The 26,286-nt window shown below is 73.6% G+C and carries 21 protein-coding genes; 14 read left to right on the top strand and 7 right to left on the bottom strand.

All coding sequences use genetic code 11. The features are described from left to right. Window positions 1-9: 9 nt before the first annotated feature. Window positions 10-1,368 (bottom strand): MFS transporter, encoded by a 1,359-nt coding sequence (locus V2S66_RS24320; protein ID WP_330798397.1) that lies wholly within the window; start codon window positions 1,366-1,368, stop codon window positions 10-12. Window positions 1,369-1,737: 369 nt separating this feature from the next. On the opposite strand from V2S66_RS24320, the gene V2S66_RS24315 reads away from it, so the two are divergent. The 7 genes from V2S66_RS24315 to V2S66_RS24285 all read left to right on the top strand — a co-directional run bounded on the left by V2S66_RS24315 (window position 1,738) and on the right by V2S66_RS24285 (window position 13,648). Further along, a complete protein-coding gene (locus V2S66_RS24315; protein WP_330798395.1) occupies window positions 1,738-3,090 on the top strand; it encodes a condensation domain-containing protein in 1,353 nt (450 codons plus the stop codon). A 495-nt stretch (window positions 3,091-3,585) separates the two neighbouring features. Continuing rightward, a complete protein-coding gene (locus V2S66_RS24310) occupies window positions 3,586-3,987 on the top strand; it encodes a DoxX family protein (RefSeq protein ID WP_330798439.1) in 402 nt (133 codons plus the stop codon). 336 nt (window positions 3,988-4,323) lie between these two features. Then, window positions 4,324-7,194 (top strand): alpha-L-rhamnosidase-related protein, encoded by a 2,871-nt coding sequence (locus tag V2S66_RS24305; protein WP_330798393.1) that lies wholly within the window; start codon window positions 4,324-4,326, stop codon window positions 7,192-7,194. 219 nt (window positions 7,195-7,413) lie between these two features. After that, window positions 7,414-7,854: a VOC family protein gene (locus tag V2S66_RS24300; protein ID WP_330798392.1), complete on the top strand. Its 441-nt coding sequence runs from the start codon at window positions 7,414-7,416 to the stop codon at window positions 7,852-7,854. A gap of 1,062 nt (window positions 7,855-8,916) precedes the next feature. Further along, a complete protein-coding gene (locus V2S66_RS24295) occupies window positions 8,917-9,390 on the top strand; it encodes a hypothetical protein (protein WP_330798390.1) in 474 nt (157 codons plus the stop codon). 231 nt (window positions 9,391-9,621) lie between these two features. Next, a complete protein-coding gene (locus V2S66_RS24290; RefSeq protein WP_330798388.1) occupies window positions 9,622-10,905 on the top strand; it encodes an FG-GAP repeat domain-containing protein in 1,284 nt (427 codons plus the stop codon). A 151-nt stretch (window positions 10,906-11,056) separates the two neighbouring features. Continuing rightward, window positions 11,057-13,648, top strand: coding sequence for an FG-GAP-like repeat-containing protein (locus V2S66_RS24285; protein ID WP_330798386.1), 2,592 nt, complete (start codon window positions 11,057-11,059; stop codon window positions 13,646-13,648). A gap of 165 nt (window positions 13,649-13,813) precedes the next feature. Here the strand turns inward: V2S66_RS24285 and V2S66_RS24280 are convergent, their stop codons facing one another. Further along, window positions 13,814-14,314 carry a P-loop nucleotide/nucleoside kinase family protein gene (locus V2S66_RS24280; protein ID WP_330798384.1) on the bottom strand — a complete coding sequence of 167 codons (501 nt, stop codon included), beginning with the start codon at window positions 14,312-14,314 and terminating at the stop codon, window positions 13,814-13,816. Between the two features lie 65 nt (window positions 14,315-14,379). Then, window positions 14,380-15,018, bottom strand: coding sequence for an HD domain-containing protein (locus V2S66_RS24275; protein WP_330798382.1), 639 nt, complete (start codon window positions 15,016-15,018; stop codon window positions 14,380-14,382). 132 nt (window positions 15,019-15,150) lie between these two features. On the opposite strand from V2S66_RS24275, the gene V2S66_RS24270 reads away from it, so the two are divergent. Then, a complete protein-coding gene (locus tag V2S66_RS24270; RefSeq protein WP_330798380.1) occupies window positions 15,151-15,531 on the top strand; it encodes an MmcQ/YjbR family DNA-binding protein in 381 nt (126 codons plus the stop codon). Window positions 15,532-15,603: 72 nt separating this feature from the next. On the opposite strand, the gene V2S66_RS24265 is transcribed toward V2S66_RS24270, so the two are convergent. Then, entirely contained in the window at window positions 15,604-17,202 is a 1,599-nt protein-coding gene (locus V2S66_RS24265) for a hypothetical protein (protein ID WP_330798379.1), read from the bottom strand. A 134-nt stretch (window positions 17,203-17,336) separates the two neighbouring features. On the opposite strand from V2S66_RS24265, the gene V2S66_RS24260 reads away from it, so the two are divergent. Beyond that, window positions 17,337-17,831: a WD40 repeat domain-containing protein gene (locus tag V2S66_RS24260; protein WP_330798377.1), complete on the top strand. Its 495-nt coding sequence runs from the start codon at window positions 17,337-17,339 to the stop codon at window positions 17,829-17,831. Between the two features lie 119 nt (window positions 17,832-17,950). Then, window positions 17,951-18,205, top strand: coding sequence for a hypothetical protein (locus V2S66_RS24255; protein WP_330798375.1), 255 nt, complete (start codon window positions 17,951-17,953; stop codon window positions 18,203-18,205). 61 nt (window positions 18,206-18,266) lie between these two features. On the opposite strand, the gene V2S66_RS24250 is transcribed toward V2S66_RS24255, so the two are convergent. Further along, window positions 18,267-20,804 (bottom strand): tetratricopeptide repeat protein, encoded by a 2,538-nt coding sequence (locus V2S66_RS24250; protein WP_330798373.1) that lies wholly within the window; start codon window positions 20,802-20,804, stop codon window positions 18,267-18,269. A 171-nt stretch (window positions 20,805-20,975) separates the two neighbouring features. On the opposite strand from V2S66_RS24250, the gene V2S66_RS24245 reads away from it, so the two are divergent. Then, window positions 20,976-21,194, top strand: coding sequence for a DUF397 domain-containing protein (locus V2S66_RS24245; RefSeq protein WP_330798371.1), 219 nt, complete (start codon window positions 20,976-20,978; stop codon window positions 21,192-21,194). After that, on the top strand, window positions 21,179-22,417 hold the full coding sequence (locus tag V2S66_RS24240) for an MFS transporter (protein WP_330798370.1): 1,239 nt from the start codon (window positions 21,179-21,181) through the stop codon (window positions 22,415-22,417). Before V2S66_RS24245 ends, V2S66_RS24240 begins: the two co-directional genes overlap by 16 nt. A 496-nt stretch (window positions 22,418-22,913) precedes the next feature. Here V2S66_RS24240 and V2S66_RS24235 read toward each other — a convergent pair whose 3' ends face one another. Continuing rightward, a complete protein-coding gene (locus V2S66_RS24235) occupies window positions 22,914-23,738 on the bottom strand; it encodes a hypothetical protein (protein WP_330798368.1) in 825 nt (274 codons plus the stop codon). Window positions 23,739-23,867: 129 nt separating this feature from the next. Further along, entirely contained in the window at window positions 23,868-24,380 is a 513-nt protein-coding gene (locus V2S66_RS24230; RefSeq protein ID WP_330798366.1) for a SigE family RNA polymerase sigma factor, read from the bottom strand. 327 nt (window positions 24,381-24,707) lie between these two features. On the opposite strand from V2S66_RS24230, the gene V2S66_RS24225 reads away from it, so the two are divergent. Beyond that, window positions 24,708-25,652, top strand: coding sequence for an NADP-dependent oxidoreductase (locus V2S66_RS24225; protein WP_330798364.1), 945 nt, complete (start codon window positions 24,708-24,710; stop codon window positions 25,650-25,652). Beyond that, the gene (locus V2S66_RS24220) at window positions 25,649-26,284 is read left to right on the top strand and encodes an HD domain-containing protein (protein ID WP_330798362.1); all 636 of its coding nucleotides are present in this window, start codon (window positions 25,649-25,651) and stop codon (window positions 26,282-26,284) included. Before V2S66_RS24225 ends, V2S66_RS24220 begins: the two co-directional genes overlap by 4 nt. Window positions 26,285-26,286: the final 2 nt, after the last annotated feature.

The raw sequence follows: 26,286 nt of genomic DNA, 5'->3' as shown, positions 1-26,286 counted from the left end.
CCGCTCCCGTCAGGCCGGGTCGCCGACGGGTGAGTTCGCGGCGGGCGCGGTCGCGGAGGCCGGGAGGCCGGTTCCGTCGGCGGTGTCGGCCGGGCGGGTGCGGGCGCCGAAGCGGGCCAGGGCGGGGCCGGTGAGTCCCAGCAGCACCATGATCGCGCCGAGGCCGAGCCAGCCCAGGCTGCCGAAGCCGAGGACGACGCCGAGCAGCAGGACCGGCGCGCCGGCGCGGGCCGCTCCGGTCACCGTGCCGGACACTCCCTGGTACTGGCCCTGGGCGTACGCCGGCGGGAGGCCGTACTCGAACGCGAAGGTGCCGGAGGCGTACCAGATCTCTCCGAGGGTGAGCAGCACCATGCCGGCGACGAGCACGAGCAGGGCCGCCCAGGCCGGCACCCCGGCCATCACGCTGAGCGCGGCGCAGCCGAGCATCACGGCGATGCCCGCGCGGCGCAGGGCCACTCCCCCGTCGGCGAGCGTCTGGACGCTGCCGCCGAGCCGGACCTGGAGGAGCACCACCAGGGCGGTGTTGATGACGAAGGCGAGGGTGACCGCCCAGGACGGGGCATCGGTGCGGTCGACGATCCAGACCGGGATCATGATCTCCAGGATGAGCGCCTGGACGGCCATCACGCCCCCGACGAGCGCGTAGGCGAGGAACGCCCCGTCCCGCAGCGCGAGCCCCTTGGGGACGGGCGCTTCGCCGGCGCCGGTGACCGGGACCGGGCCGGCGCCGTCCGCCGGGAGGGGATTCTTCGCCGGGCGGGGCAGCGGCCGGTAGTCGGGGACCCTGAGCAGGAGGAGCACCGCGGCCGACTGCGCGCCGGCGAACAGCACGATGAGGACGTGGTACGCGGCGGCGCTGCCGATCTGGATGCCGACGCCGCTGACGAGGGACCCCAGGGCCACCCCGATGTTGGCGACCGCCCGGGACTGCGAGCGGATGGTGACGGTCTGCTCGCCGCCCACCCGGCGCAGCAGGGCGCCGACGGAGGGGAAGTAGGCGGCGAAGCTGATGTTCATGGCGGCGTTGACGGCCAGGAGGGTCCAGAAGTTGTGGACCAGCAGGTAGGCGAGCCCGGAGGCGCCCAGGACGGTGAGCGATCCCATGACCACCCGGCGCGGGCCGACGCGGTCGGCGAGCGCGCCGGCCGGTGCGGACATGAGGATGGCGACCAGGCTGGACACGGTGAAGGCGAGTCCGACCCTGGCGGAGGAGAGGCCGACGATCCTGGTGAAGTACAGCACGCTGATCGGCATCATGATGCCGCCGCCGACGGTACTCACGAAGGACGAGGTGACGTACATGCGCGGCGCGCCGGCGTCGGGGATGAGGCTCTTGACGAAGGTCAAAGGACTGGGTACGGACATAGCCTGCCTCCTGTCGTCCGAGCGCCGGCGTCTCAGGGCGGCGACGCGTCTCGCCGGGGCGGGCGGTCGCCGCGCGTCCTGTCCTTCCGCTCCGGTGTGCCGTGACCGCTCCGCTGGATGGAAAACTAGGGTCACCCGGCCGGACGGGCATCTCCCCACGTGCGCAGCCGGGCGGCCGGCGCTCGGCCACCTCGGCAACCTCGGAGCTGTCCGGCGGCTCGTACGGCGCATAGCGTCGGTATCCCGAGCACGGCCTTCGGTGCGCATCCGGTCCGTACTCGCGGGGGCTTCCCGCGTGCGGCGGACCGTCCGTGCCGCCGACTGCCGTGCCGCTGACGCGCGACAGGGACGAGGAAGGGGCGTTGCCGCATGCCAGACGCCGAGGAAGTCGCCCGGTACCCGCTCTCCGCGCAGTTGACGATGTGCTGTAACAACGAGCGGGACGGCTTCGACATGTCGAAGTTCATCGCGCCGATGGCGCTGAGGATCCGGGGCGCCGTGGACTCCTCGGCGCTGCGCAGCGCGCTGGACGACGTGGTGTCCCGGCACGAGTCGCTGCGCACGGTGCTGGCCTGCGGGTGCGAGGACGACGGCACCGCGTACCAGTCGGTGCTGCCTCCCGCCCCCGTGCCGTTCACCGAGCACGTCCTGGTGCCCGGTCCTGGTGAGACACGGGAGGACATCGCCGAGGAACTCCTCGTCAAGCTGCACGCGCAGACGATGCCGCGCACGCTGACCCCCCTGCTCAGGGCGGAGCTGCACCGGTTCGACGACCGGGACGCGGTGCTGACGATCCTCTCCTCCCACCTCGCGGTCGACGCGTGGTCCGCCGGGCTCCTGCGCCGCGACCTGGCGGCCTGCTACCGGGCCCACGCACGCGGCGAGGCCGCCGAGCTGCCCCCGGCCCGCCAGTACGGGGAGTACGCCGCGCAGCAGCAGGCCGGGCTGGCCGGGGACAAGGCCCGGGAGGCACGCGACCTGTGGAGCGCGCGGCTGGCCGGCGGCCAGGTCTTCGCGCCGGCCGCCGATCAGGTCGGCGGCGCCGCGCCGGGCGCGGGCGCGTACGGCAACGCCGGCTTCGACCTCGATCCGCAGGTGATGGACGCCGTCCGCGCCATGGCTCGGAGCGTGCGCAGCACGCCCTGGCACGTGCTGGTCGCGGCGGGGGCGCTGCTCGCCGCGCGCGTCACCGGGGTTCCTGACGCCGCGCTCATGACCCAGACGGCCGCCCGCGACGACCGGGAGTTCCACGACACCGTGGGGTTCTTCGCGGACGTACTGCCGCTGCGGGTGGACCTGAGCGGCTGCGTCACCTACCGCGACGTCCTGCTGCGTGCGCGCGGGACGTGCCTGGACGCGTCGCGGAACCCTCTGCCGAACCGGGTGCTCGAACTCGACAACCCCGAGTTCATGCGGCCGCGCGCACAGCCGGAGAACATGCTGTTCCTCTTCAACTACGCCCGGCCCGCCGTGGCGGACGAGGACATCCAGTTCGCCGAGCACGTCGAGCACGTCACCATGCGGCAGGATGTTCCCCTGGATCGCGGCGGGTTCTGCATCTGGGGCATGTGGGACCTGCCCTCCGGCGGCCTGCGCGGCCTCTTCGAGTACTCCCCCGACCGGCTCAAGGACAGCACGGCCGAGCGCTGGACGGCCGACTTCGCCGCCCTGGTCTCCCACATCGCCACCCACCCCGACCGGCCCTGGGCTGACGGCGTGTGACCGCCGCGGCCGACGCCGCCGCACCGCGCGGACGGGCACGGCGCGTACGGGCAGGGCGCGTACGGACGGCTCTCGGCGCGAGGCTGTGGCCGTGACCCGTGGCTGTCGGCCGGGCTCGGCGGCGTGTCCGTCGGCCGTCAAGCGGCGTCGGTGTCGGCGTCGGTGTGCAGGGCGAAGGTGCGGGCGGGACGACCCGCGGCACGTTCTCCCGTGACTCCCCCGCGACGGTTCCGGCCGGCTGCGCCCCGCGGCGCGATCCGGCTCCCAAGGTTGGCCGGATTTCACTTCCGCCTTCTTGAACACCACTGGTTTCGCGCGCGTATCCCCTGGGGCACGGACCGTGACCCGCGGACAGAGGCGTCCCCGGCCGGTAGTCCCACCGCCCGAGCCAGTCCCCCCACCGATTCGCAGGAGAATCCCGTGTCCTCATCCCCCCTGCTCGACCTCGGCAAGAAGTTAGAAGACGCGAACCCGTCCGTGGTCTCGCTCTTCCGCATGGTGATCAGTCTGCTGTTCGCCTGCCACGGCGCCGCGACCGTTCTCGGCCTCTTCGGCGGCGACGACGGCAACCGTCCTTCGGCCGGCCAGTGGCCCGGCTGGTGGGCCGGCGCCATCCAGCTCATCGGAGGTGTGCTCGTGTTCCTCGGCGTCGGCGAGATCGGCACCCGGGTCGCGGCGCTGCTCAACTCCGGCTCCATGGCCTACGCGTACTTCACGGTGCATCAGAAGCACGCCGTATGGCCCATCCAGAACGGCGGCGAGCTGTCGGTCCTCTTCTGCTGGACCTTCCTGCTGCTGGCCATCACGGGCCCCGGCGTCTGGACGCTGTCCTGGCTGATGGCCAAGGCGACGACGGCCGCCTCGGCCGGGCCCGCGCCCGGCACCGAGACCACCTGACGGCGGCCTCCCGGCCGTGCGGTGCCGCCGACGGCGTCGGCACCGCACGGCCGACGCCGCTCCGGCCGCGCTCCGGCGCCCGCCGTCCGCGGGCCGGTGCCCGCCGTCCCTGGGCCGGCCCGGTGCCGTCTGCCCGCGGGTGGGACGGGCCGGTACGCCCCTGCTCTTGACGCGCGTCACATCCTCTCCTACGGTCACGTACGTACCGCTGGACTGAATCGTTCCAATTCACCCGATGTGCCCTCCGCCCCCAAGGAGTGTCGCGCTGTGAACGTATTCCGCTCATCCGTACCACCGCGGGTTCCGCGTCGCGGGCACCGCACCTGGATCGTTTCGATGGTCACCGCGGTGGCGGCGGCCCTCTGCCTGGCGTCGCCGACGTCCGTCGCGTCAGCCGTGCCGGCCGCCGCCGGGGCGCCGTCGGGGCGGTCCGCGGGCGACGCGTACATCCTCGCGCCGAGCAGCCGGACGGTCGCGCCGGTCGCGGTGCAGAGCACCTCGGGCTCGGTGAGCGGGGCGTCGAGCGTCCTGTCCGGCGGCTCCACCCGGATCTCCGGCGCGAACTCGTACCTGGTGCTGGACTTCGGCAAGGAGGTCGGCGGCCTGGTCACGCTGCGCTTCGCGGGCGCGAGCGGCGCCGGGCAGCGGGTCGGCCTGGCGTTCACCGAGTCCGCGCAGTACGTCGGACCGGTCAGCGACCTCAGCAGCGGCGCCGCGTTCTCCGGGACCGGCACCGACGGCGCGCTGTACGCAACGGTCGGCGGCGCCGGCACGTACACCATGCCCGCCGACAAACTGCGCGGCGGCTTCCGCTACTTGACGCTCTTCCTCGGCTCCTCCGGCTGGGTCGACGTCAACGGCGTCTCGCTCTCCTTCACCGGCGCCGCCGGGATGGGCGACATGCGCGCGTACGCCAACTACTTCTACTCCAGCGACCCGGAGCTGAACCGGATCTGGTACGCGGGCGCCTACACCGTGCAGATGGACACCATCGACCCCCAGCAGGGCCGGGTGTGGCCCGCGCCGTCCTCCGGCTGGGAGAACAACGGCGTGGTCGGCGTCGGCTCCAGCCTCCTGGTCGACGGGGCGAAGCGGGACCGCTCGGTGTGGTCGGGCGACATGGGTGTGTCCCTGCCCACCGCGTACGTCTCCACCGGCGACCTGCTCTCCACCCGCAACTCGCTCGCCACGCTCTACCAGCACCAGAGCGCGTCCGGCGAACTGGAGTACGGCGGGCCGGAGTTCAACTTCTACGGCTCGGACACCTACCACACCTGGGCGCTGATCGGGACCTCGACGTACTACGCGTACTCCTCCGACAAGGCGTGGCTGGACTCGGTCTGGAGCCAGTACCGCCGGGGCATGGACTTCATCACCGCGAAGATCGACGGCACCGGGCTGCTCGACGTCACCGGGACCAGCGACTGGGCGCGCGGCGGCCAGGGCGGGGAGAACATCGAGGCCAACGCCCTGCTCTACCACGCACTGCTGGGCGGCGCGGTCCTGGCGTCCGCCGAGGGCGACAGCGCCGACGCCGCCGCCTGGCAGCAGCGCGCCGCGGCCCTCAAGTCGGCGGCGAACCAGCGGCTGTGGAACGCCTCGATCGGCCTCTACCGCGACAACCCGAGCAGCGGCCTGTACCCGCAGGACGGCAACTCCCTCGCCGCCTGGTACGGGTTGACCGACAGCGCGGCCAAGGACGCGGCCATCTCCCGTGCGCTGAGCGCGCGGTGGAACGACCACGGCGCCAACACCCCCGAGAAGGACGGCGCGATCGGCACCTTCCCCGGTTCGATGGAGGTACAGGCGCACTTCACCGCGGACGACGACCTGGGCGGGCTGACCCTGATCCGGCGTCAGTGGGGGTACATGCTCGACAGCCCGGCCGGTACCGGCAGCACCTTCTGGGAGGGGCTGCGCTCCGACGGGTCCTTCGACTACGGCGGCACCTACATGAGCCTGGCGCACGGCTGGGGCACCGGCCCGACCTCGGCGCTGACCTTCTCGGTCCTGGGCCTCGCGCCGTCCGGCGGCGCCGGCTACGCCTTCGCGCCGCACCCGGGGGACCTCGCCCACGCCGAGGGCTCGATCACGCTGCCGCAGGGCACGGTGACCGGCGCCTGGGACTACGACGCCGCCGCGGGGACGCTCGCCGAGACCCTCAGCGCGCCCGCCGGGAGCGCCGGCACCCTCGGCGTCCCCACCTACGGCTCGGCCGGAATCACCGTCGCGGTCGACGGCCGCACGGTGTGGAGCGGTGGCGCCTTCCACTCCGCGCCCGGCGTCACCGGCGGCTCCACGGACGGCAGTTACGTCCGGCTGACCGGCATCGGCTCGGGCTCCCACACGGTCACCGCGACCGCGGTCGGCGCGCCGGCGCCGTTCGCCACCTCGGTCAACGGCGCGGCCGCCGGCAACCCGCTGCCGCCCGGCTACAGCCTCTGCGCGGCGGAGGGCGGCAGTTGCACGCCGTCCGGCTCCCAGGTGCTGGCCTACGGCGCGGGCTCGTACCTGTTCAAGGCGGTGAGCGGTGCGACCGTCTGCGGCGCGGCGGCCTTCGGCGGTGGCGACCCGGCGTTCGGCGTGCTGAAGTCCTGCTATCTCGCGCCCGCGGGCGGCCCGGCCGGCTGGACGCGCTGCGCCGACGAGAAGGGTTCGTGCGCGGTCTCCGGGACCCGCGAGGTCGCCTACGGCGCGAACGGCGCCTTCCACTTCCAGACCGTCGCCGCAGGCCATGTGGCGTGCACCAACGACGTGTTCGGCGGCGACCCGCTCCACAACACCGCCAAGGGCTGCTACGCCGCGCCGGACGGCCCGCCCGCGGGCGGCGGCTGGACGGCGTGCGCGAGCGAGCACAACGCCTGCGCCGCCACCGGCGTGCAGCCCGTCGCCTTCGGCGCGAACGGCTCGTACTGGTACGGCACTTCTAACGGGTCGACGACGTGTGACGCCTCGACGCTCGGCGTCGACCCGATCTACCTGGTCGGCAAGAACTGCTCCACGCGCACCGGCCCTCCGCAGGGGTATCCGGTGACGTGCGCGGCGGAGAAGGCCACCTGCGCGGTCGCCGGCACCCGCACGGTCGCGTACGGCGCCGACGGCGACTTCGTCTACCGGACGGTCACCGGCTCGACCGCCTGCACCAACGACCTCTTCGGCCGCGACCCGCTGCCCAACGTGGCGAAGGCGTGCTATCTCACGTCGTGACGGCAGGGGAGGCAGGGAAGGCAGGGGCGGCATCGCGACGTGACACGCCAAGGCGGCGAGGGCATGTCGCGGTGCCGCCGGGGACCCTGGTCGGTACGGTGGGGCCGGTGACGGGGACCCGGGCCCGGCGGGTCCTGGGGGGTCGAGAACGGGCCACCGGCTCCGTCCCAGGGCCGGCAGCGGCCACCGCCGGCCGCACGGGCAGAAGGAGAAGGCAGCATGGCGATCGTGCGGATGGACAACGTCGGCATCGTCGTCGAGGACCTGGACGCCGCCGTCGCGTTCTTCCTGGAACTCGGGATGGAGCTGGAGGGCAGGGCCGAGGTCGAGGGCCTCGTCGCCGACCGGTGCACCGGCCTCGACGGCGTCCACTGTGACATCGCGATGGTCCGCACCCCGGACGGCCACAGCCGGCTTGAGCTGGCGAAGTACCGCCGTCCCGCGGCGACCTGCGCCGACCCGCGCGACCGGCCGCACAACATCCTCGGCACGCACCGCGTCATGTTCGCCGTGGACGACCTCGAGGACACCGTAGCCCGCCTGCGCCCGCACGGCGCGGAACTCCTCGGCGAGATCGCCCGGTACGAGGACAGCTACCTGCTCTGCTACGTCCGCGGCCCGGAGGGCATCATCGTCGGGCTGGCCGAGGAACTGCGCTGAACGCGAGCCACGGATAGACCGAGGCCGGGCGCGGTGAGCATCGCTCTGAAGACCTCGGGCGATGGCCCGTGCGCCGAGGGTTTTCCCAGCACCTTCATGCCCTGGGCAGCGTGCACCGGGCGAAAGGCAGCATGGTGCCAGGCCGTTTGGTGACAGCCGTCAACTCTTCCCAGGGACTGCTCGCGGCAGCAGGATAGGAGCAGAGGGAAACGGGACACAGAAAGCCCGACACCGAGCGGTCCACAGGGAAAGGAGTAGGGGCGATGGTGTCCGATCGCGACGCTTCACCGGCGGTGGCGCGAATGCAGACGCAGGCGCACGCCGAGGGCTCGGGCGCCGCGAACGCGGACGCGGACACCGCCGCGACCGCCCGGTGAAGGTGCGCCTCGTTCGTACGACCTGATCGGGTCCTGCAGCAGGCCGGATGGGGTTCTGGGCACATCGGGCCCGAGGCCGGCTCAGGGAGCATCACCCTGTGTCCTCCGCCTCCTCGTTTCTGCGGGGCGGACCTGGCGGAACTTTCGCCGAGGGAATTCGCCGTCGTCGGCCGGCGACCGGTAGGAGTATCCGAGAACGGCTCCTTCCTGAATTGTCTTCCGCCGCTGCTTTTCCTCTCCTCTCATTTCACCGATATCCCAAGGAGGTACCGCCATGCCGCGCAGCGCAAGGACACGACATATCCGGATCACCGCATCCGCCGTGATCACCGCCGGAATTCTCGCGTCCGGTGCGGCGTATGCGGCAGCGCGTGACACCGGTGGCGGGGCCGCGGCCGACGCCGCCGGAGCGCCGGGTGCCGCGCCGGCCGCGGGAGCGCGCACCGCTCCCCGTGCCGCTCCGACTCCCGACCCCGCCGGCGTATCCGACGGACCTGCCGGCGGGGCCGCACCGGCCCCCACCCCCACGTCCCCGACGTCCACGTCCCCACCGTCGCCGTCCGCGTCGCCGAGCCGGGCGGCGTCCTCCCCCGGCGGGGCGCGGGCGCTGGCCGCGACGCAACTCGCACCCGCGCAGATCCCCGCCGACGGCACCCGCCGGTGGCAGGTCATGACGGAGCCGCACATGCTCCCCCTGACAGGGGACTTCACCCTCAACGAGTGCGCGTCGATCGCCGGCGCGACCGCCTGGCGCCAGCAGGGATTCGTCAGCGCCCAGCAGACCCCGGCGGTCCAGGACGCGCTGTCCTTCGCGACACCGGCCGCCGCGCACAGCGCCTATGCCAAGCTGCTCTCCGACATGCGCGACTGCAGTCGGCGCACCCGTGACTACCAGGCGACGTACGGCGTGACGCCCGACGCGACGGTGGCGGTGACCGCCAGCACAGCCGACGGGACGGCCTGGTCCCGGCACTGGACCGGAGTCCAGGGGATCTCCGCCGACGGCGTCCAGACCAACCACGTCTACGCCGTGCAGCGCGGCTGCGTCCTCACCCTGCTGCACGTCGACGAGTGGGCGAAGAGGGCCGCGCCGCCCTACGACACCAGCGCAGACCCGGACGTGCTCCGGAGCCTCGCCGGCAAGCTGCCGGCGAACTGACCCGGCATCGGTCGCCGACCGCAACCGCCGCACCCGCGGCACCACCGGTGGCACCGCCGGCACTGCGACCGCTCCGCGACCGCACCCGCCCGTACCACCAACACCACAGGTCCGCGGACCTGTTCCGGCCCGGCCGCATCCGGCCCGACCGGACGACGTGACCTCCGGAACGGCCGAGCCGATCCGGCGCACCTCAATCCACGTACGAATTACACCACTTTGGAGTATTCCATGTCGCTCAACCGCCCCCTCGTCGTGCGCTGCGTCACCGCGCTCCTGGCCGCCGGCCTGTCCGCTGTCGCTCTCGCACCCACCTCCGCCCAGGCCGCCTCCAGCCAGGGCGGCACGATCACCCGCAGCGAGATCATCTCCCGTGCCCAGACCTGGGTCGACCAGGGCGTGCCGTACAGCCAGTCGGCCACCCACTCCGATCCGCAGGGCACGCCGTACCGGGAGGACTGCTCCGGCTACGTCTCGATGGCCTGGCACACCACCGCCGACGGGCTCGGCTCCTACACCACCCAGAGCCTGCCCGACGTCTCCACCGCGATCAGCAAGTCGAGCGCCCAGGCCGGCGACGCCCTGAACGACATCTCCGACGGACACGTGGTGCTCTTCGGCGGCTGGCAGGACAAGTCCGCCAACACCTTCACCTACTACGCCGAGAGCAACCCGAGCGTCGTGACGAACAAGTTCAGCGGCGACTTCGACGCCTCCACCCTCGCGGGCTGGCCGGTCGGCAACTACCAGGCGCTGAAGTACGACAAGGCGGCGGACGACGTCACCCTGAACTACTCGCAGACGACGTCGGCGGACTTCAACGGTGACGGCCAGGCGGACATCATCGCCCGGGACGCCGCGGGCAACCTGCTGATGTGGACGCACAACTCCGGCGGCTACTTCAACGCCTCCCATCAGGTCACCACCGGCTGGGACTTCACGCAGACCGCGGCCGCCGACTTCAACGGCGACGGCAAGGCGGACATCATCGCCCGCGACGGCTCCGGCAACCTCAAGATGTGGCTGGGCCACGGTGACGGCACCTTCGGCGCGGCCCAGCAGGTCACCGCGGGCTGGGACTTCACCCAGACGGCGGTGGCGGACTTCGACGGCAACGGCAAGGCCGACATCATCGCCCGCGACAGCTCCGGCAACCTCAAGATCTGGGCCGGCCACGGTGACGGCACCTTCGGCGCGGCGGCGCAGCTCTCCACCGGCTGGGACTTCACCCAGACCGCCGCCGCCGACTTCAACGGCGACGGCCAGGCCGACATCATCGCCCGCGACGCCGCGGGGAACCTGAAGATGTGGACGCACAACGCCGGCGGCTACTTCAACGCCGCCACCCAGGTCACCGCCGGCTGGAACTTCTCCCAGACCTCGGTCGCCGACTACGACGGCAACGGCAAGGCCGACATCATCGCCCGCGACGACTCCACCGGCAACCTCAACATCTGGGCCGGCCACGGCGACACCACCTTCGGCAGCGCCGTCAAGCTCACCTCCGGCTGGTAACCCCGCCCCACCCCGTCCCCACCACCGCCGCCGCCCGGCACCCCCGGGCGGCGGCGGCCGACAACCCCGGGCGTCCGGCTCTGCCCCGTCCGGACTCCGGCATGCCCCGTTCCGCACCTGTCCGGCTCCGCCACGAACGAAGGATCGTCCGATGTACCACGCACTCCACCGCTTCCGGACGGGAGCCGCGGCCATGGCCGTCTGCGCCCTGGCCGGCGGACTGGTGGCAGCGGGCTCCGCACCCGCCCGCGCCACCACCCCCTACAGCAGCCTCACCGCGGCCTTCGACGACGTCGCCGTGCACAGCGGCAGCGCGACCGCCACCCGCGCCGCCGCGAGCGGCGCCTCCACCGGCGCCGGAGGCGGCGGCTTCCTGGCCGCGGACCTGGACCGGGCCGGCTGGTCCCGGGGCGCCACGGTCTCCGTCAACGGCACCCCCTACACCCTCGCCGACGTGCCCCCCGGCGCGCCGGACAACGTCGTGGCCGCCGGCCAGACCGTCGCGGTCCGCGGCTCGGGCGACGCCCTCGGGTTCCTCGCCGCCGCCGACGACGGGCCGGTCTCCGCGGCCGGCACGATCACCTACACCGACGGGACCACCTCCCGCTACACGCTTGCCGTGGACGACTGGTCGGGAACGGCCGACGCGAACACCGCCGTGGCCGTGCCGCACCACCTCGACTCCGCGGGGCAGCCGGCCGGCAGCGGCCGGCTGTCCGCGGTCACCGTGCCGCTCGACCGGACCAGGACGGTCGCCGCCGTCACGCTCCCGACGACCGGCGCCACAAGCACCACCGGCGCCAGCAGCCCCGAGCTGCACGTCTTCGACATCGCCGTGCGCGCTGCCGCCGCCGCACCCGCCGGGCAGTTCTGGGCCGGCAGTTGGGCCACGGCGTACGGCGCCGCGCCGCTGGTGCCGCAGTCACCCGACTGGTCCCGGCAGACCCTGAGGATGGTGGTCCACCCCAACACCACCGGCGGCACGGCCCGTTTCCGGTTCGCGAACACCTTCAGCCCCGACCCGCTGGAGCTCGGCCACGTGACCGTGGCGACGCAGGCGAACAGCGACACGCAGCAGGCCGACGCGACGGCGGTGCAGACCCCGGTGCCGCTGACCTTCGGCGGCGCCCAGAGCACCACGCTCGCCGCCGGGGCCGACGTCTACAGCGACCCGGTGGCGTTCCCGGTGACCGCGGGAAAGAACCTGCTGGTCAGCGTGTATCTGCCCGGCCCGGTGACCCACGCGCCCATCCACCCGCACGCGCTCACCACGTCGTACACCACCAGCCGGCTGGGCGGCGACCACACCATGGACACCGGCAGCTTCCCCGGCAACGGCTTCACCTTCTGGACGATCCTCAGCGGGGTGGACGTGGCGACCTCCAGTGACATCGGCACCACGGTCGCGCTGGGCGACTCGCAGACCGACGGCGCCCACTCGCCGGCGAACCGCGACCAGCGCTGGCCCGACTACTACGCGCAGGACGTCAACAGCAAGGGCCAGGTGACCGGAGTCGTCAACGAGGGGATCTCGGGCAACTACCTGCTGACGGACACCACCACCGAGAACGGCCCGAGCGCCCTGCACCGGCTGGACCGCGACGTCTTCGGCCAGACCGACGTCCACACCCTGGTGCTGTACGAGGGCGTCAACGACATCGCGCTCTCCGGTTCCTCCGCCACCGCTGTCGAGGCGGGCATCAGCAGCATCGCGCAGCAGGCCCGCGCGCGGGGCATCCGCGTGGTGATCGCGACGATCCCGCCGTTCGGGGGCTACTCCGCCTACACGGACGCGAAGGACACCGTGCGGCAGCAGGTCAACGCCTACGTCAGGACCACCGCGGACGCGGACGCCCACATCGACTTCGACCTGGCCACCCGGGATCCCGACATGCCCGACCGGCTGCTCCCGGCCTACTTCGACGCGCCCGACGACCACCTGCACTTCAACGAGGTCGGCTGCGCGAAGCTCGCCGACACCCTCGCGGCCGCCGCCGACGGCCCGGCGACGAACATGTCGCAGACCGCCGCCGCGGACGTCAACGGCGACGGCCTGTCGGACCTCCTCGCCCGCAACGACGCCACCGGCGCACTGCAGTTGTGGCTGCGCAACACCGGCGGCACGTTCGGCGCCGCCGTGACGGTCACCGGCGGATGGCGCCCGTTCAGCCAGACCGCGGCCGCCGACTTCAACAGCGACGGCAAGGCGGACATCATCGCCCGCGACGGGTCCGGCAACCTCAAGATGTGGCTGGGCCACGGTGACGGCACCTTCGGCGCGGCCCAGCAGGTCACGTCGGGCTGGGACTTCACCCAGACGGCGGTGGCGGACTTCGACGGCAACGGCAAGGCCGACATCATCGCCCGTGACAGCTCCGGCAACCTCAAGATCTGGGCCGGCCACGGTGACGGCACCTTCGGCGCGGCGGCGCAGCTCTCCACCGGCTGGGACTTCACCCAGACCGCCGCCGCCGACTTCAACGGCGACGGCCAGGCCGACATCATCGCCCGCGACGCCGCGGGGAACCTGAAGATGTGGACGCACAACGCCGGCGGCTACTTCAACGCCGCCACCCAGGTCACCACCGGCTGGGACTTCTCCCAGACCGTGGCCGCCGACTTCGACGGCAACGGCAAGGCCGACATCATCGCGCGCAGGAACACCACCGGCGACCTGGACATGTGGGCCGGCCACGGCGACACCACCTTCGGCAGCGCCGTCAAGCTCACCTCCGGCTGGTGACCGCGGGGCGGCGGAGCGCCGGGAAAGCAGCCGCGGCGCGGCGCTCCCCCGGCCTCCCCCGCCCCGCGGCCCGCGCCCGCCCGGCGCAGCCCGTGCACCCTCGCGAGGGTGCCGGCCGCGGCGGGCGGGACGGCGCTGTCCGGGGCCGCAGGCAGTTTCGGGTCCTCAGGTGGAGGACTGCACGACGACCTGTTCGCCCTCGCCGTTCGGGGCCTCGAAGATGGCCAGGTAGCGGTGGAAAAGCGTCTCGTCCACGGTGACGGAGTTGGCGCCCTCCACGCTGTTGCGCCGCCCGAGGCGACGCTCCAGCGTGCTGCGGTCCGCCGTGAGGTGGACCAGCTCCCAGCGGCAGCCGTGGCTTTCGACCAGTGCCTTGTAGTCGTCGCGGGCGGCGCGACTCCAGAAGCTGTAGTCCACCACCACGTCGCGCCCGGCCGACATCAGCTCGACCAGTTCCCGCCGCTGCTCGCGGCGGACCTCCTCCTTGAGCCGGTCGAACGCCTCGGCCTCCAGCACCAGGCCCGCGTCACGCCGCCCGAGCCGCCGCCAGACCGCCTCGTCGATCGACAGCCGAGCGTAGCCCCGTCCCACCAGGCCCATCGCGTAGGTGGTCTTGCCCGCTCCCGGCAGACCACACATCAGCACCACCGTGCTCGCATGCGTCACAGAGCCAGGCTAGACCCGGGAACGGCTCGCCTGGGAGGCGACGGGGAGGAGGTGCGGCGAGGTGCTCAGTGCTCGCGCGGCCGTGGCGACCGCGGGGGCGGGGGAGCCGTCTGGAGGGTGTGGCCGTGGGTGTGCGCCAGGTCGCTCAGGTCGGGCTCGCCGAACTCGGCGCGCAGCGCGGCGAAGGCGGCCGCCTTCTGCTCGCCGAAGCGGCGGACGTGGACCGCGTAGGCGTCCGCGGTCAGGAAGCGCGGGGGCGTGCTCTTGCTGTAGAACTTGTCGGCGTACATGACCAGCCGCTCCTCCGTCGTGACGGCGACGTAGTCGTCGGGCGGCAGCGGGAGGTGCTGGGTGCGGATGTCGTCGCGGGTGAGGCCCACGCCGGTGTGGCGGGAGCAGAACCGGGACAGCACGTCGGGCAGGCCCGCGCCGGCGAGCAGTTCGTGGCCGAGCACGCCGTGCAGCAGGTAGCTGTCGTGGACCCGGCGGCCTGCCGCGTCGTAGAGGCGGTAGACGCCGATGTCGTGCAGGAGGCATCCGGTCCGCACCAGGTCGCGGTCGGCGTCCGCGCCGGACGCCTCCAGGAGCCGGTCCGCGATCGTCGCGACGATCACGCAGTGGGTGTGGACGAGGTCGAGCATCTCGGCCGAGGGGGCGTGCCGTGCGTGCAGGGCGCGGATCTCGGACGGGGTCGGCAGGCGCATCCCGGACACGCTACCTCGTGTGTCCGCTGCCTCGTGGGTCCGCCGCCTCGTGGGTCCGCCGCCCGCCGTCCGGCGCGAGCACGTGTCCCCCGCTACGGCTCCCCGCCGGTGCCGCACGGCACACTGGCCTGCATGACACCCGACGCGCTCAAAGCCGTATGCCTGGGACTGAACGGTGCCGCCGAGACCTTCCCGTTCACCGCGGAGACCTCCGTCTTCAAGGTCGGCGGGAAGATCTTCGCGATCTGCACCCTCGACGCCGACCCGCTGACGGTGAGCCTGAAATGCGATCCCGAGGTCGCCGTGCAGCGGCGCGCTGCGCATCCGGAGATCACCGCGGGCTGGCACCTCAACAAACGGCACTGGAACAGCGTGCGCCTGGACGGTTCGCTGCCCGACGCTCTCGTCCACGAGATGGTCGAGGACTCCTACGACCTCATCGTCTCCAAGCTCCCCCGCCGGGAGCAGCTGCTGCTGGACTGGCCCGGTGTGCGCCGACCGGAGGAGCACTGACACCGACCTCACCCGCGCGTCGAAGGCCCGCGCCTCCTGCGGCTGGGCGGCCGCGGGAGGCGCGGGGGCGGGTCAGGCGGCCCTGCGACGGCGTGCGAGCACCGCGGCCGTGCCGGTGAGGAGCAGGATCGCGGCCGCGCCGGCCGCCGGCAGGGCGGTGCCGGGGCCCGTGGCGGCGAGCGCGCCGTCGGGGGCGAGGCCGCCCGTGGACGAGGACCCGCCGGATGTGCCGGCGCCGCCGGTCGCGGCGGCTCCCGGCCTGGCGACGGTGAGCGGCGCGACGTCGTTCGCCGGGTGCTGGTCGTGCGTGGGCGCCTGGACGGAGGGGACGACGCGCACACTGCCCACCGCCCCCTTGGCCGTGGCGGGGACGAGCCGGTCGATCCGCAGGGAGAAGCGCAGCACGAACCGGGCGTGCACGGTGAGGGGTTCGCGCATCACGCAGCGGTGGACGCCGTTGGGCCGCAGCACGCACAGCGGGTCGGGGCCCGGCGAGGTGCCGGGCGGCTGCGGGGCCACCCGCTCGGTCCTGACCAGGCTGACGCCTGCGGGCAGGGTCACGTCGAAGGCGCCGTCCGCGCCGCTCTGGGTGAGGCTGCCGGGACCGGCGTTGCGGACGCCCAGGTCCAGACGGACGACGTCGCCCCTCTTGCCGTGCAGCGTGCCGCCGATCGCCTGGTAGTCGGCGTGCTGGTCGGCCACGACGTGCAGCCAGCCGGCGTCCAGCTCGGTCTCCTGGGCGCCGGTCTGACGCAGTGCCAGTGGCGGGCCGTCGCCGGTCACGTAGTGCGCCGGGTCGAAGTCCTGCGACGGCTGGACGCTGGCGGCCGGCCTGATGTCGTAGGTGATGTAGCCGTCCATCAGCGGCGCGCGGGTGCGGTACGCGAGCGGCCGGTCGGTGGTCCACACCTGGCCCGGGGCGATCTCGTCGGGGAAGGCGCACCAGAAGTCGTCGCGCGGCGCGGGCGCGTAGTGGCAGTTGTCCGGCCGGTCGCCGGCCGGCGTGAACGCCTGGTCGTCCGGAGGCGTCCCGGTGGGGTCGGAGGTCCGGAAGTGCAGGACGAACCCGTGCCGGGGGCTCGCGTCACCGGTGTTGCCGATGACCGGGGAGAAGGGCAGGACGGTGCCGGGCGGCACTCCTGTGCGCTCGGGCAGCACCGCGGTGAGCAGTCCCGGCGTCCCGATCACCGCCCGTACGTGGGCTGTCGCGTCCGCGGCGCCTGCGGTGGACGCGGTCACCGGCACGTCGGCCTCGAACTGGGCGTCCGCGTTGTGCGTCGCCAGCAGGTGGAAGGGGCTGAGCTGGACGACCGCGGGGTCGAGGTCGCAGGTGACCACCAACTCCGCGGCGCTGCAGCCGTCCCGGGTGTCGACGTCGGTCATCAGCACCTTGCCCGCGAGGGCCGACGCGTCGACGACCAGGTGCCGCGGCCCGTCCGCGGCGTCGCCCACCACGCCGATCCCGATGTTCAGCGTCGACGTGAACCCCCCGTCGCCGGCCTGCGCCTCCACGTAGAGCGTGGGCGTCACGTCCAGCGTGAGCGCCGACGCCGCCGCGTGCGCGGGCGACGCCCCGCCCGCCCCCGCCGCGATCCCCCACGCGGCGCACGCCAGCGCCGCCCCCAGGGCGGCCCGCCGCCGCCGCGATCCGATCCCTCTCGGGTCTCCCATCGACTTTCCCCCTCCTGTGGGTGCACCGGCCCGCAAGGGCTCGTACTCACCAGACAGGTGACGGGACGTCAGGGTTGCCCTGTGGTGGCGCCGGGGTTTCCGCCCGGTGACGACAGGGGTGGTGGCGAGGGGAGGTGCGCGGGTACGGGCGTTCGCCGCCGGACGCGAACGCGCCTCCCGCGCTGAGCTTCGCTCCCGACGGCCGCACCCTGGCCACCGGCTCCTTCGACGGCAGCATCGAGGTGTGGGACGTGGCCGGGCGGCGGGTACGGCAGACCCTGAACGAGGGCACCTCGCGCGTGACGGCGCTGGACTTCGCCCCTGACGGCCGCACGCTCGCCGTGGGCCGCACCGACGCGAGCGTCCAACTCTGGGATCTGGCAGGGCACTTCGTCAGACAGACGCTGCAACCCGGCACGGCGCCGGTCACCTCGGTGGACATCGCGCCCGACGGGCGCGCGCTCGCCACCGCCGGCGACGACGGAGTCGTCACCTGGCGCCGCCTGGCGCTGCCCGGCCCCGCGCAGGCCGTCGCCCTGCTGTGCGCGGCGGTCGACCGGCAGCTCACCGCGGCGGAACGGGCCCGCTACGCCCCCGGCTCGGCGCCCGCGTCCGCCTGCGGTTCCTGAAAGTCGGCAGCGGTGGCGCGGCAGGGCCGTGCGTGGAGTGGAGGCTTGTGCATGTATCGCGTCACATGGTCAACTATGCCCTGATTGACGAAGGATTCACCGTTAAAGGAGGAATGTTCGTGCTGGACAGCAGTGCCGGGCTCTTGGTCGAGGAACGGCTCCACCCGCGGCCGGTGGGCGAAAGCCCCCGGGACGACGGCTGGTTGGCGGAGCCGTTGACGGCGGCGCAGGTGCGCGTGTGCGCGAACTGCTCGTGCTGCGTGGACGGATTGTGCCGGCCCGGCCAGTGGAGCGGCTGCCCCGACGCCCTCGACAGCCGGTGGCCCTATCCCTGCCCGTGCACCAGCAACACCATGGACGCGCCGCTGCCCTGAGCCGCGCGGCGGCGGCGCGGCCCACGGGAGGCGGGGGTGGGGACTCGCCGGCCGCGGCGTCTCACTGCGCCGCGAGGCGGCTCTGCAGCCGGGTGGCGCGTTCCACGTCCAGGTCGTGGGGGCCGTAGATGGCCTCGGCCGGGGGGAGGTTCTCCCGCAACAGCCGCGCCGCCCGGCCGGGGTGACCCGCTTCGGCGAGCCGCTCGGCGTAGAGCACGCGGGCTTTGATGGTCAGCGGGTGCGAAGCGCCGAGTACGCGTTCGCGCCCGTCCACCGCCTCCCGCATGAGGGCGAGCGCGGAGGCGTGTTCGCCGGACAGCGACCTGGCCCAGCTGAGGACGAGTTTCGCGGAGTGGACGAGCGGGTGCCCGCTGCCGTAGAGGTGGACGCGCGCCTGGAGGGCGCGTTCCGCGGCGGCGACCTTGACGTCCTCGGGGGTGTCGGTGCGCAGCAGGCCGTACGCGTAGTTGCTGTAGGCGATGGCGGTGACCACGTGGTCGGCGCCCAGGCTGCGTTCGGCGTCGGCGATGGTCGCGGGGCCGTCGTGCAGGAAGGTCTGCGTGTGGCCGGAGTGGGCGAGGAACTCCAGGGCGTAGGCGCGGCTCCGGAGGGTTTCGACGTGGTCGTTGCCGAGCGTGCGGCGCTGGCCGTCGATGGCCCGCTGGATCCAGCTCAGGGACTCCTCGGGCCGGCCCAGCAGGTAGAGCGTCATGCTGAGCGCCGCCGCGGTTTCCAGGGACTCGCGGTGGCGCGCTCCCAGGGTGGCCGCGCGCCGGGTGTGCACGCGGCGCAGGACCTGTTCGGCCTCGTGGTAGGAGCCGAGCCGGCGGAGGTAGTCCCCCTGGTGGTGGCGTGCCGTCATGGTGTCGTGGTGGTCGGGGCCCTGGAGGCGCTGCGATATGTCGCCGGTCAGCGTGGCGAGTTCGACCGCGGCCCGGTAGTCACCGGCCTCGCAGACGAGTTGGGCGGTCCGTATGCCGAGCGCGGCGGCCTGCGCGCACGTCTGGGGGCCGGTGTGGTGCAGCACCGCGGCGGTGTGCGGGACGAGCAGCCGCAGCCGGGTGACGTGGTCGGGCGAGGCATCGGCGGGGAGGGCGGCGTCGAGCAGCCGGATGGCGGTGTCCAGGTACCCGGGGCGCTCCTCGGGCTCGATGCCGGCGTGGACGCTCTCCAGCACCAGGCCGTGGACCTGGAGGCAGGGCGTCGGTCCGGCGTCCGGCGAGGGCCCCGCGTAGGAGTGCGCCGAGACCAGGGAGTTGTCGATCAGCGCGCGCAGGGCCGTCTCGGCCCGGTTCCAGAAGCGCACTCCCATCCGCTGTCCGCTCGCGGGTTCCGCGCCGGGCAGCGGCGGGTGGTCCGACAGGACGGCGCGGGGCACCGGGGTGGGGCTCCAGCAGGACAGCAGGCGCATGAGCGTGGTGGCTTCCGGCAGTCCCCGGACGTCCAGGTCGTCGAGGGTGATCTGCCAGGTCCAGGACAGCCGCTGGCGCAGGTCCCCCTCGGTGGCGGTGGCCCCGGCGTCCTCGACGAAGGGGAGTTCCGCGCCCTGGTCGGCCAGCAGGGTGCCGTCGCGTTCGAACCGGGCCCGGTAGTCGTTCAGCGACCACGACTCCAGCGCCTGGCGCTCCAGATAGCTGCCGGCGAGCCTCAGCGCGAGGGGGAGGCGGCCGAGGCGGTTCGCCAGGTCCAGCGCGTCCTGGCGGGTCCCGCGTCCGGGGGCGAAGTCCGTGATGACGCGGGCCGCCTCCGCCGGGGACAGCACGTCGAGGTGGTGCAGCGTCGCGTACTGCCACTGCGGGGCGCGTGCCCGGCGGGTGGTGACGAGTACGACGCCGGTGCGGCCGGCGCGCAGCCAGCCGTCGAGGAGTTCGGGGTTGTCGGCCTTGTCGATGACCAGCAGCCAGTCCCGCGAGCGGGCGAGCTGCCGCCAGACCAGGTCGGCCGCCGCGAGCCGGCCGGCGTGGGCGGCCTGCACGTCGACCGGGTCGGCGCCGAGTTCGGCGGCCACGGCGAGCATGCCGCGCCGCAGCCCGGTGCGGTCGGCGGCGACCACCCACAGGGCGGTCAGGCCGGCGGACTCGGCGGCACGGAAGACCTCAGCGGCCAGCGCGGTCTTGCCGCTGCCGCCCATCCCGTACAGCACGTGCGGGGGGCCTGGCCGGTGCGCGGCGGCGACGAGGAGGGACCTGATCTCCTCGCGGCCGCGGAAGACCCGCGGCGGGCTCTCCACTCGGGGGGTGCGGACCGACTCCTGCCACAGGCCGGTGTCGTGGGCGGCGGAGTTGACGTAGGGATCGCCGAACGCGTGGGAGTGGTCCCTGAAGGCGGACCGGGGTCCGCCGGTCCGGAATCGCTCGCGCCCGGCTCGCGCGGAGGCCTCCCGCCCCGGCTCCCCGGCGGATTCCGGATCGGCGCCGCGTCCGGCGGGCTCCCGTCCGGCCGGCAGGCCGGTGGCGGTGGCGGCCCGGTTCCGGCCACCGCGCACACGGCGCACGAGCGTCCTCGCCGCGGCGCGCCCCCGGTGCCACACCGCGGTGACCGTCAGGGTGACCAGCGTCGTGCCCGCGGTGACGGCGACGGTGGTCAGTGCCGCGTCCATCACGCCTCACAGCCATCACGACGTTTCACCAACAACAGGAGTATAGATGCAAATTCACCTCCCGCGCGTGGTCAATGGCCAGTATTCGACGGGCCCTCTTGCCGCTTCGCCGAGCCGCTGGCTTCATGACCCCAACCCCCCGACGGCCACTCTCCTTACCTGGAGGAATCCGTGTCCGACTCCACATTTGACGGCGCGTTCTGGTTTAAAGCGAATGGAAGCGGTGAAGGCGGCTGCGTAGAGGTGGCCGTCACCCCCGAAGTGATCGGGGTGCGCGACACCAAGGACAAGGGCGACGGCCCCATTCTCAGCTTCGGCCGGCCGGCCTGGACATCGTTCGTCCAGGACCTGCACCGCGGCGAATTCGCCCCAGAGTGGCTGTCTCTCTGAGGTCCGGCTCCCGCGCGGTGGACCTGGCCACCGCGCGGGATGCCGCCTCCCTCACTCCCCTGCTGGCCGCCACCGGTGTCTCGGTCACCGGGGACGGCGCGTTCCAGGTGGCCGCGCCCCTCCTCGCCGCCACGCTCACCCGCGATCCGCTCGCCGTCTCCACGGTGACCGCCGCCTTCTACCTGCCCTGGCTGATCGCCGGGCTGCCCGCGGGAGCGCTGGCCGACCGGTGGCCGCGTCGCCGGGTCATGCTCACCGCCGACCTGGTACGGGCCTGCCTGATCGGCCTGCTCGCCGTCCTGGTGTTCACCGGCCACGCCGGCCTGCTCCTCCTGGTGGCGGTCATCCTGCTCACCGGCATCGCCGGCTGCTTCTTCGACGCGTCCTCACAGGCGGTCATCCCGACCCTGGCCGGACGCGACAAGGAGGTGCTCGCCAAGGTCAACGGGCGCTACTGGTCCATCGACACCGTCGGCCGCTCCCTGCTGGGGCCGTCCGGCGGCTCGCTGGCCTTCGCCGCAGGCCGCTTCCTGCCCTTCTTCGGCGACGCGCTGTCCTTCGCCGCATCCGCGCTGTGCATCGGCCGGCTGCCGAGGATGCCGGCCGCCGGGAAGCCGCAGCCGCTGCTGGCCGCGATCCGCGAGGGCCTCGCCCACCTGCGCGGCAGCGCCCAGCTGCGCGAACTGGCCGCCACCATGGCCGCCTACAACTTCGCCTACAACGTGGCGATGGCCACCTTCGTCCTCTACGCCACCGGCCCGCTGCACATCGCCGACTCGCGCTACGGGCTCCTGCTGGCCCTCGGGGCCCTCGGCGGCATCGCCACCGGGTGGCGCGCCGCCCGCATCACCCGGAACCTGAACCACCGCCAGACCATGGCGCTCGCCACCGCGCTCCAGGCGCTCGCCTGGCTCGGCATCGCCACCGTCCACGCGCCGATCGCGATCGCCGGCTTCCTGGGGCTCATCGGCGCCGCCTCCACCCTCATCAGCGTCGCCGCCAGCTCCGCCCGCGCGGCGCTCACCCCGGATCATCTGCTCGGCCGCGTCGTGTCCGCCTTCCGGCTCTTCGGAATAGGCGCCGCGGGACTGGGCGCCCTCACCGGCGGCCTGGTGGCCCGGCAGAGCGACCTGCGCACGCCGTTGTGGGCCGCCGTCACGCTTCTCGTCCTCACCGTGGCGGCGCACCGGCCGTGGCGCCGCCTCGTTCCCTCCCCGCTTTAGGGGGTTTACCGGGCCGATAGCGACGGCCCCGCAATAGGGCGGATCCCGAACTCCGCCTGTATTCAGCCAATTGCGCGATCAATTCCCGAGCGGCATTACCGCGACCGCCGGGACCACCGTCCGCCGAGTGCTCTCGCGGATGCAACAGCCGTGCGGCCGAAGGCCATCGGCCGACGTCCGGGGCGGACCGCCGCACCAGCGCGGCATATTCGGCTGCGTCTTGCCAAGAGCATGGGGTACGTCCGCTTCGTTCTCCTGCGCGCGGTTCGGAATTCATCATGCGAGGGATTTCCGCCCGGTTCGCCGCCGGTTCGCCGCCGCTTTGCGGGCACGGTGCGGAATTCCGCTTTCCCGAAAGCGGCGCCCGCCGACGGGTGGTGCCCACCGACGCCGGGGGCGGCGCGCCCGTTCCGTCCTCCGGCGCCGCTCGCCACGGCAGGTGTGCCGCTGGGCACTTGTGCCGTGGCGAGCGGGCGGCCCTGCCGCCGGGGCGTGGCTACTTGACGCCGGGCGGGATAGCGGCGATGACCTGCGCCCAGCTCCGGTCGGTGGCGATCGCGGCGAGGCGGGCCGTACTCAGCGGCGGTGCGGGGCGGCTGACCGGGGCGTCCTTCTCCGCGGGGGCGTTCCACTCGCTGACGGAGACCAGCGAGCCGTCGTCCCGGACGAATTCGGCCAGCCACTCCTTGGTGTCGGTCCTGTGGTCGGGGTACTCCCAGGTCTTCAGGATGGTCAGGGTGCCGCCGTGGACGTGGTTCTGCGTGCAGGAGTCGCCCGCCGCGATGATGGGCGCGCAGTCCTCCAGCCCCTCGCCCTCGGCCTGGACCACGACCTCGACGGCCGCCGCGCCGTGGCCGTCGTCGTAGACCACGTGGGCGTACGGTGCGACGTCGTCGGTGCCGCGGCCGACCCGGCCGGAGATCTTGCCGTGCGGCAGCTGCGAGATCAGCAGGTCCTCCACCTGCCGTGCGGTGAACGAGCGCGGGGCGGCCGCGGTGGTCGCCGACGCCTGCGCCACACGGGTTCCGCCGGACAGGTCGGGGGCGGCGGCCACCCCGGTTCCGGTGGCCCCGGTCCGGGCGCCGCCGTCGTGGCCGGAGACGGCGGCCAGCACGCCGCTGGTCCCGGCGATCGCGAGGACGGCCGCTCCCGCGGTCAGCATCGCGGTCCGGCGGCGGCGCAGGGTGCGGCCGCGGGAGAAGCCGGCGGCGGCCAGCGCGCGGCTGTCGGCCGGGGTGAGGCCGTCACCGGCCTGGTGGAGTACGTGGGTGAAGGCTGCGGCCTCGGTGGGCTCGGGGGTTTCGTCGGAGTGGAAGGGCATGGCGGGTCACGGTCTCCTTCGTCGGGGTGGGTCGGGGTCTGCGGGGGCCGGGATCGGCGGGCGCTGCGGGGGACTCGGCGCGGGCGGAGCCGGCGGGGATGGAGTCGGCGCGAGAGGAGTCGACGCCGCTCAGCCGGTGACCAGGTCGGCGTGGCTGCCTTCCAGGTGGCGGCGGAGCTGCGCGAGCGCCCGTGTCGACCGGGTGCGTACCGCGCCGGCGCTGGCCTGCAGGACCGCTGCCGTCTCCTCGACGCTGCGGTCCTCCCAGTAGCGCAGGATCAGCACGGCCCGGTCCTTGGGGCCGAGCGCGGCCAGTGCGGTCAGCAGGGCCACCCGGAGTGCGGCGTCGCCGCCGGAGTCCAGGGCGGCCTGATCGGGCAGCGCGGCCGCCGGGCTCTCCCGGCTGCTCTGCCGCCGCTGGTGGGTGAGGAAGACGCGCACGAGGGTGGTCTGGGCGTAGCCGGCCGGGTTGTCGACCTCGCTGACGCGGCCCCACACCACGTATAACCGCCCCAGCGTCTCCTGGACGAGGTCCTCCGCCAGGTGGGTGTCCCCACCGGTCAGCAGACACGCGGACCGGAACAGGTGTCCCGTCCGTGCCGCCGCGAACTCCTGGTATGCCTCTGTCGCCGCTCTGCGCATCAGGCTCGTCCCTCCCCGTCGACCACACTTCAATGACGCGGTGGGAGCCGGGAAACGTTACACACCGGTCGGTGCGGAGCGCTGGAGCACGGCGCGGCGCGGCGCGGCGGCGAAGTGGCCCAGCCGCGCGGGGGGGAAATGGCCCACCTGGATGGACGGGGTGGGGCGTACGGTCGAGATCGCGGCGGATCGGCGGCGCGGCCGGGCCTGGCGGGCATCCGTCCACGTGACCACCGCCGCCGGGCCGGACGCACGCCCGGCCCGGCGGAGGAACCGGCCCCACCGGGGACCCGCCCGCCGAAGACCCAGCCCACCAGAGGAATCCGCATGCAAGCCATCACCGTCCGGGATCGCGACGCCGGTGTCAGCGGGCTCGCGCTGACCGAACTGCCGCGCCCGCAGGCCGCCGAGAACGACGTCATCGTGCGCGTGCACGCCGCGGGCTTCACTCCCGGGGAGCTCGCCTGGCCCACCAGCTGGACCGACCGGGCGGGCCGTGACCGGACGCCGAGCGTGCCGGGGCACGAACTGTCCGGGGTGGTCGAGGAGCTGGGGTACGGCACCACCGGCCTCACCGTCGGCCAGCGGGTCCTCGGCATGGCCGACTGGGCCCGTGACGGCTCGCTGGCGGAGTACACCGCGGTGGAGGCCCGCAACCTGGCCGCGCTGCCCGCGGACGTCGACCACACCGTGGCCGCGGCGCTGCCCATCTCCGGGCTGACCGCGTGGCAGGGCCTGTTCGACCACGGGCGGCTCACGGCCGGGCAGACGGTCCTGGTCCACGGCGCGGCCGGCGGCGTCGGGTCGATCGCCGTCCAGCTCGCCCGCGAGGCGGGGGCCCGGGTGGTCGCCACCGGCCGGTCCGCCGACCGGGACACCGCGCTCGGCCTGGGGGCCGAAGCCTTCGTCGATCTGCGGGCGGACCGGCTGGAGGACGCCGGGGAGGTCGACGTCGTCTTCGACGTGATCGGCGGCGAGGTGCTGGAACGCTCGGCGGCGCTGGTGCGCGCCGGCGGCACCCTCGTCACCATCGCCGCGCCGCCCACGGTCAGGCCCGCGGACGGGCGGGCGGTCTTCTTCGTCGTCGAACCCGACCGGGTCCGGCTCGCCGACCTCGTCCAGCGGGTGAGGGACGGACGGCTCAAGCCGGTCGTCGGGGACGTGCGCCCGCTCGCCGAGGTGCCGGCCGCGTTCGCACCCGGCCGCCGCCGCTCCGGCAAGACGGTCATCCGCGTCGTGCCGGACGACTCCGCGCAGGCGGGCCGGCGATGACCCGTACCGCCACGACCGTCGACGACGTCGTCGTGCCCGGCAGTGCGGCCTCGGCCGCCGCCCTGGGGGTGGCGAGCGCCTACCTCTCCCCCGCGCTGCTCAACCACTCGCTGCGCGCGTACCTGTGGGCGGCCGCCCGCGGGGCGGCGGAGGGCGTCGCCTTCGACGCTGAACTCCTCTACGTGGCGGCGCTGTTCCACGACCTCGGGCTGGCGCCGGCGTTCGACAGCCACACCGTCGCCTTCGAGGAGGCCGGCGGCCACGTCGCCCGGGTCTTCGCGGCCGGCGCCGGGTGGTCCGCTGAGCGCGCGGAGCGCCTGTCCGACCTGATCGTCCGCCATATGTGGCCGGAGGTGGACGCGTCCGCCGATCCCGAGGCGCGGCTGCTGAACCTCGCCACCGCCACCGAGATCGTCGGCAGGGGCGCGGCCGACCTCCCGGCCGGCTTCCGCGCGGAGGTGCTGGCGCGCCACCCGCGGCTCGACCTCGCCGAGCGGTTCCTGGCGTGCTTCCAGGACCAGGCCGTCCGCAAGCCCGGCAGCTCGGCGGCCGGCGCCGTGCGGTCGGGGCTCGCCGCGAGGATGGCCGGCAACCCGCTGGACGCGCCCGCCCCGCCGCCCTTGCAGGGCTGAGG

Origin of the sequence: Actinacidiphila polyblastidii (assembly GCF_036353415.1) — a bacterium.
In the GTDB taxonomy this organism is placed as follows: domain Bacteria; phylum Actinomycetota; class Actinomycetes; order Streptomycetales; family Streptomycetaceae; genus Actinacidiphila; species Actinacidiphila polyblastidii.
The sequence above is the reverse complement of the archived record's forward strand: the minus strand, read 5'-3'. Positions and strand labels throughout refer to the sequence as shown.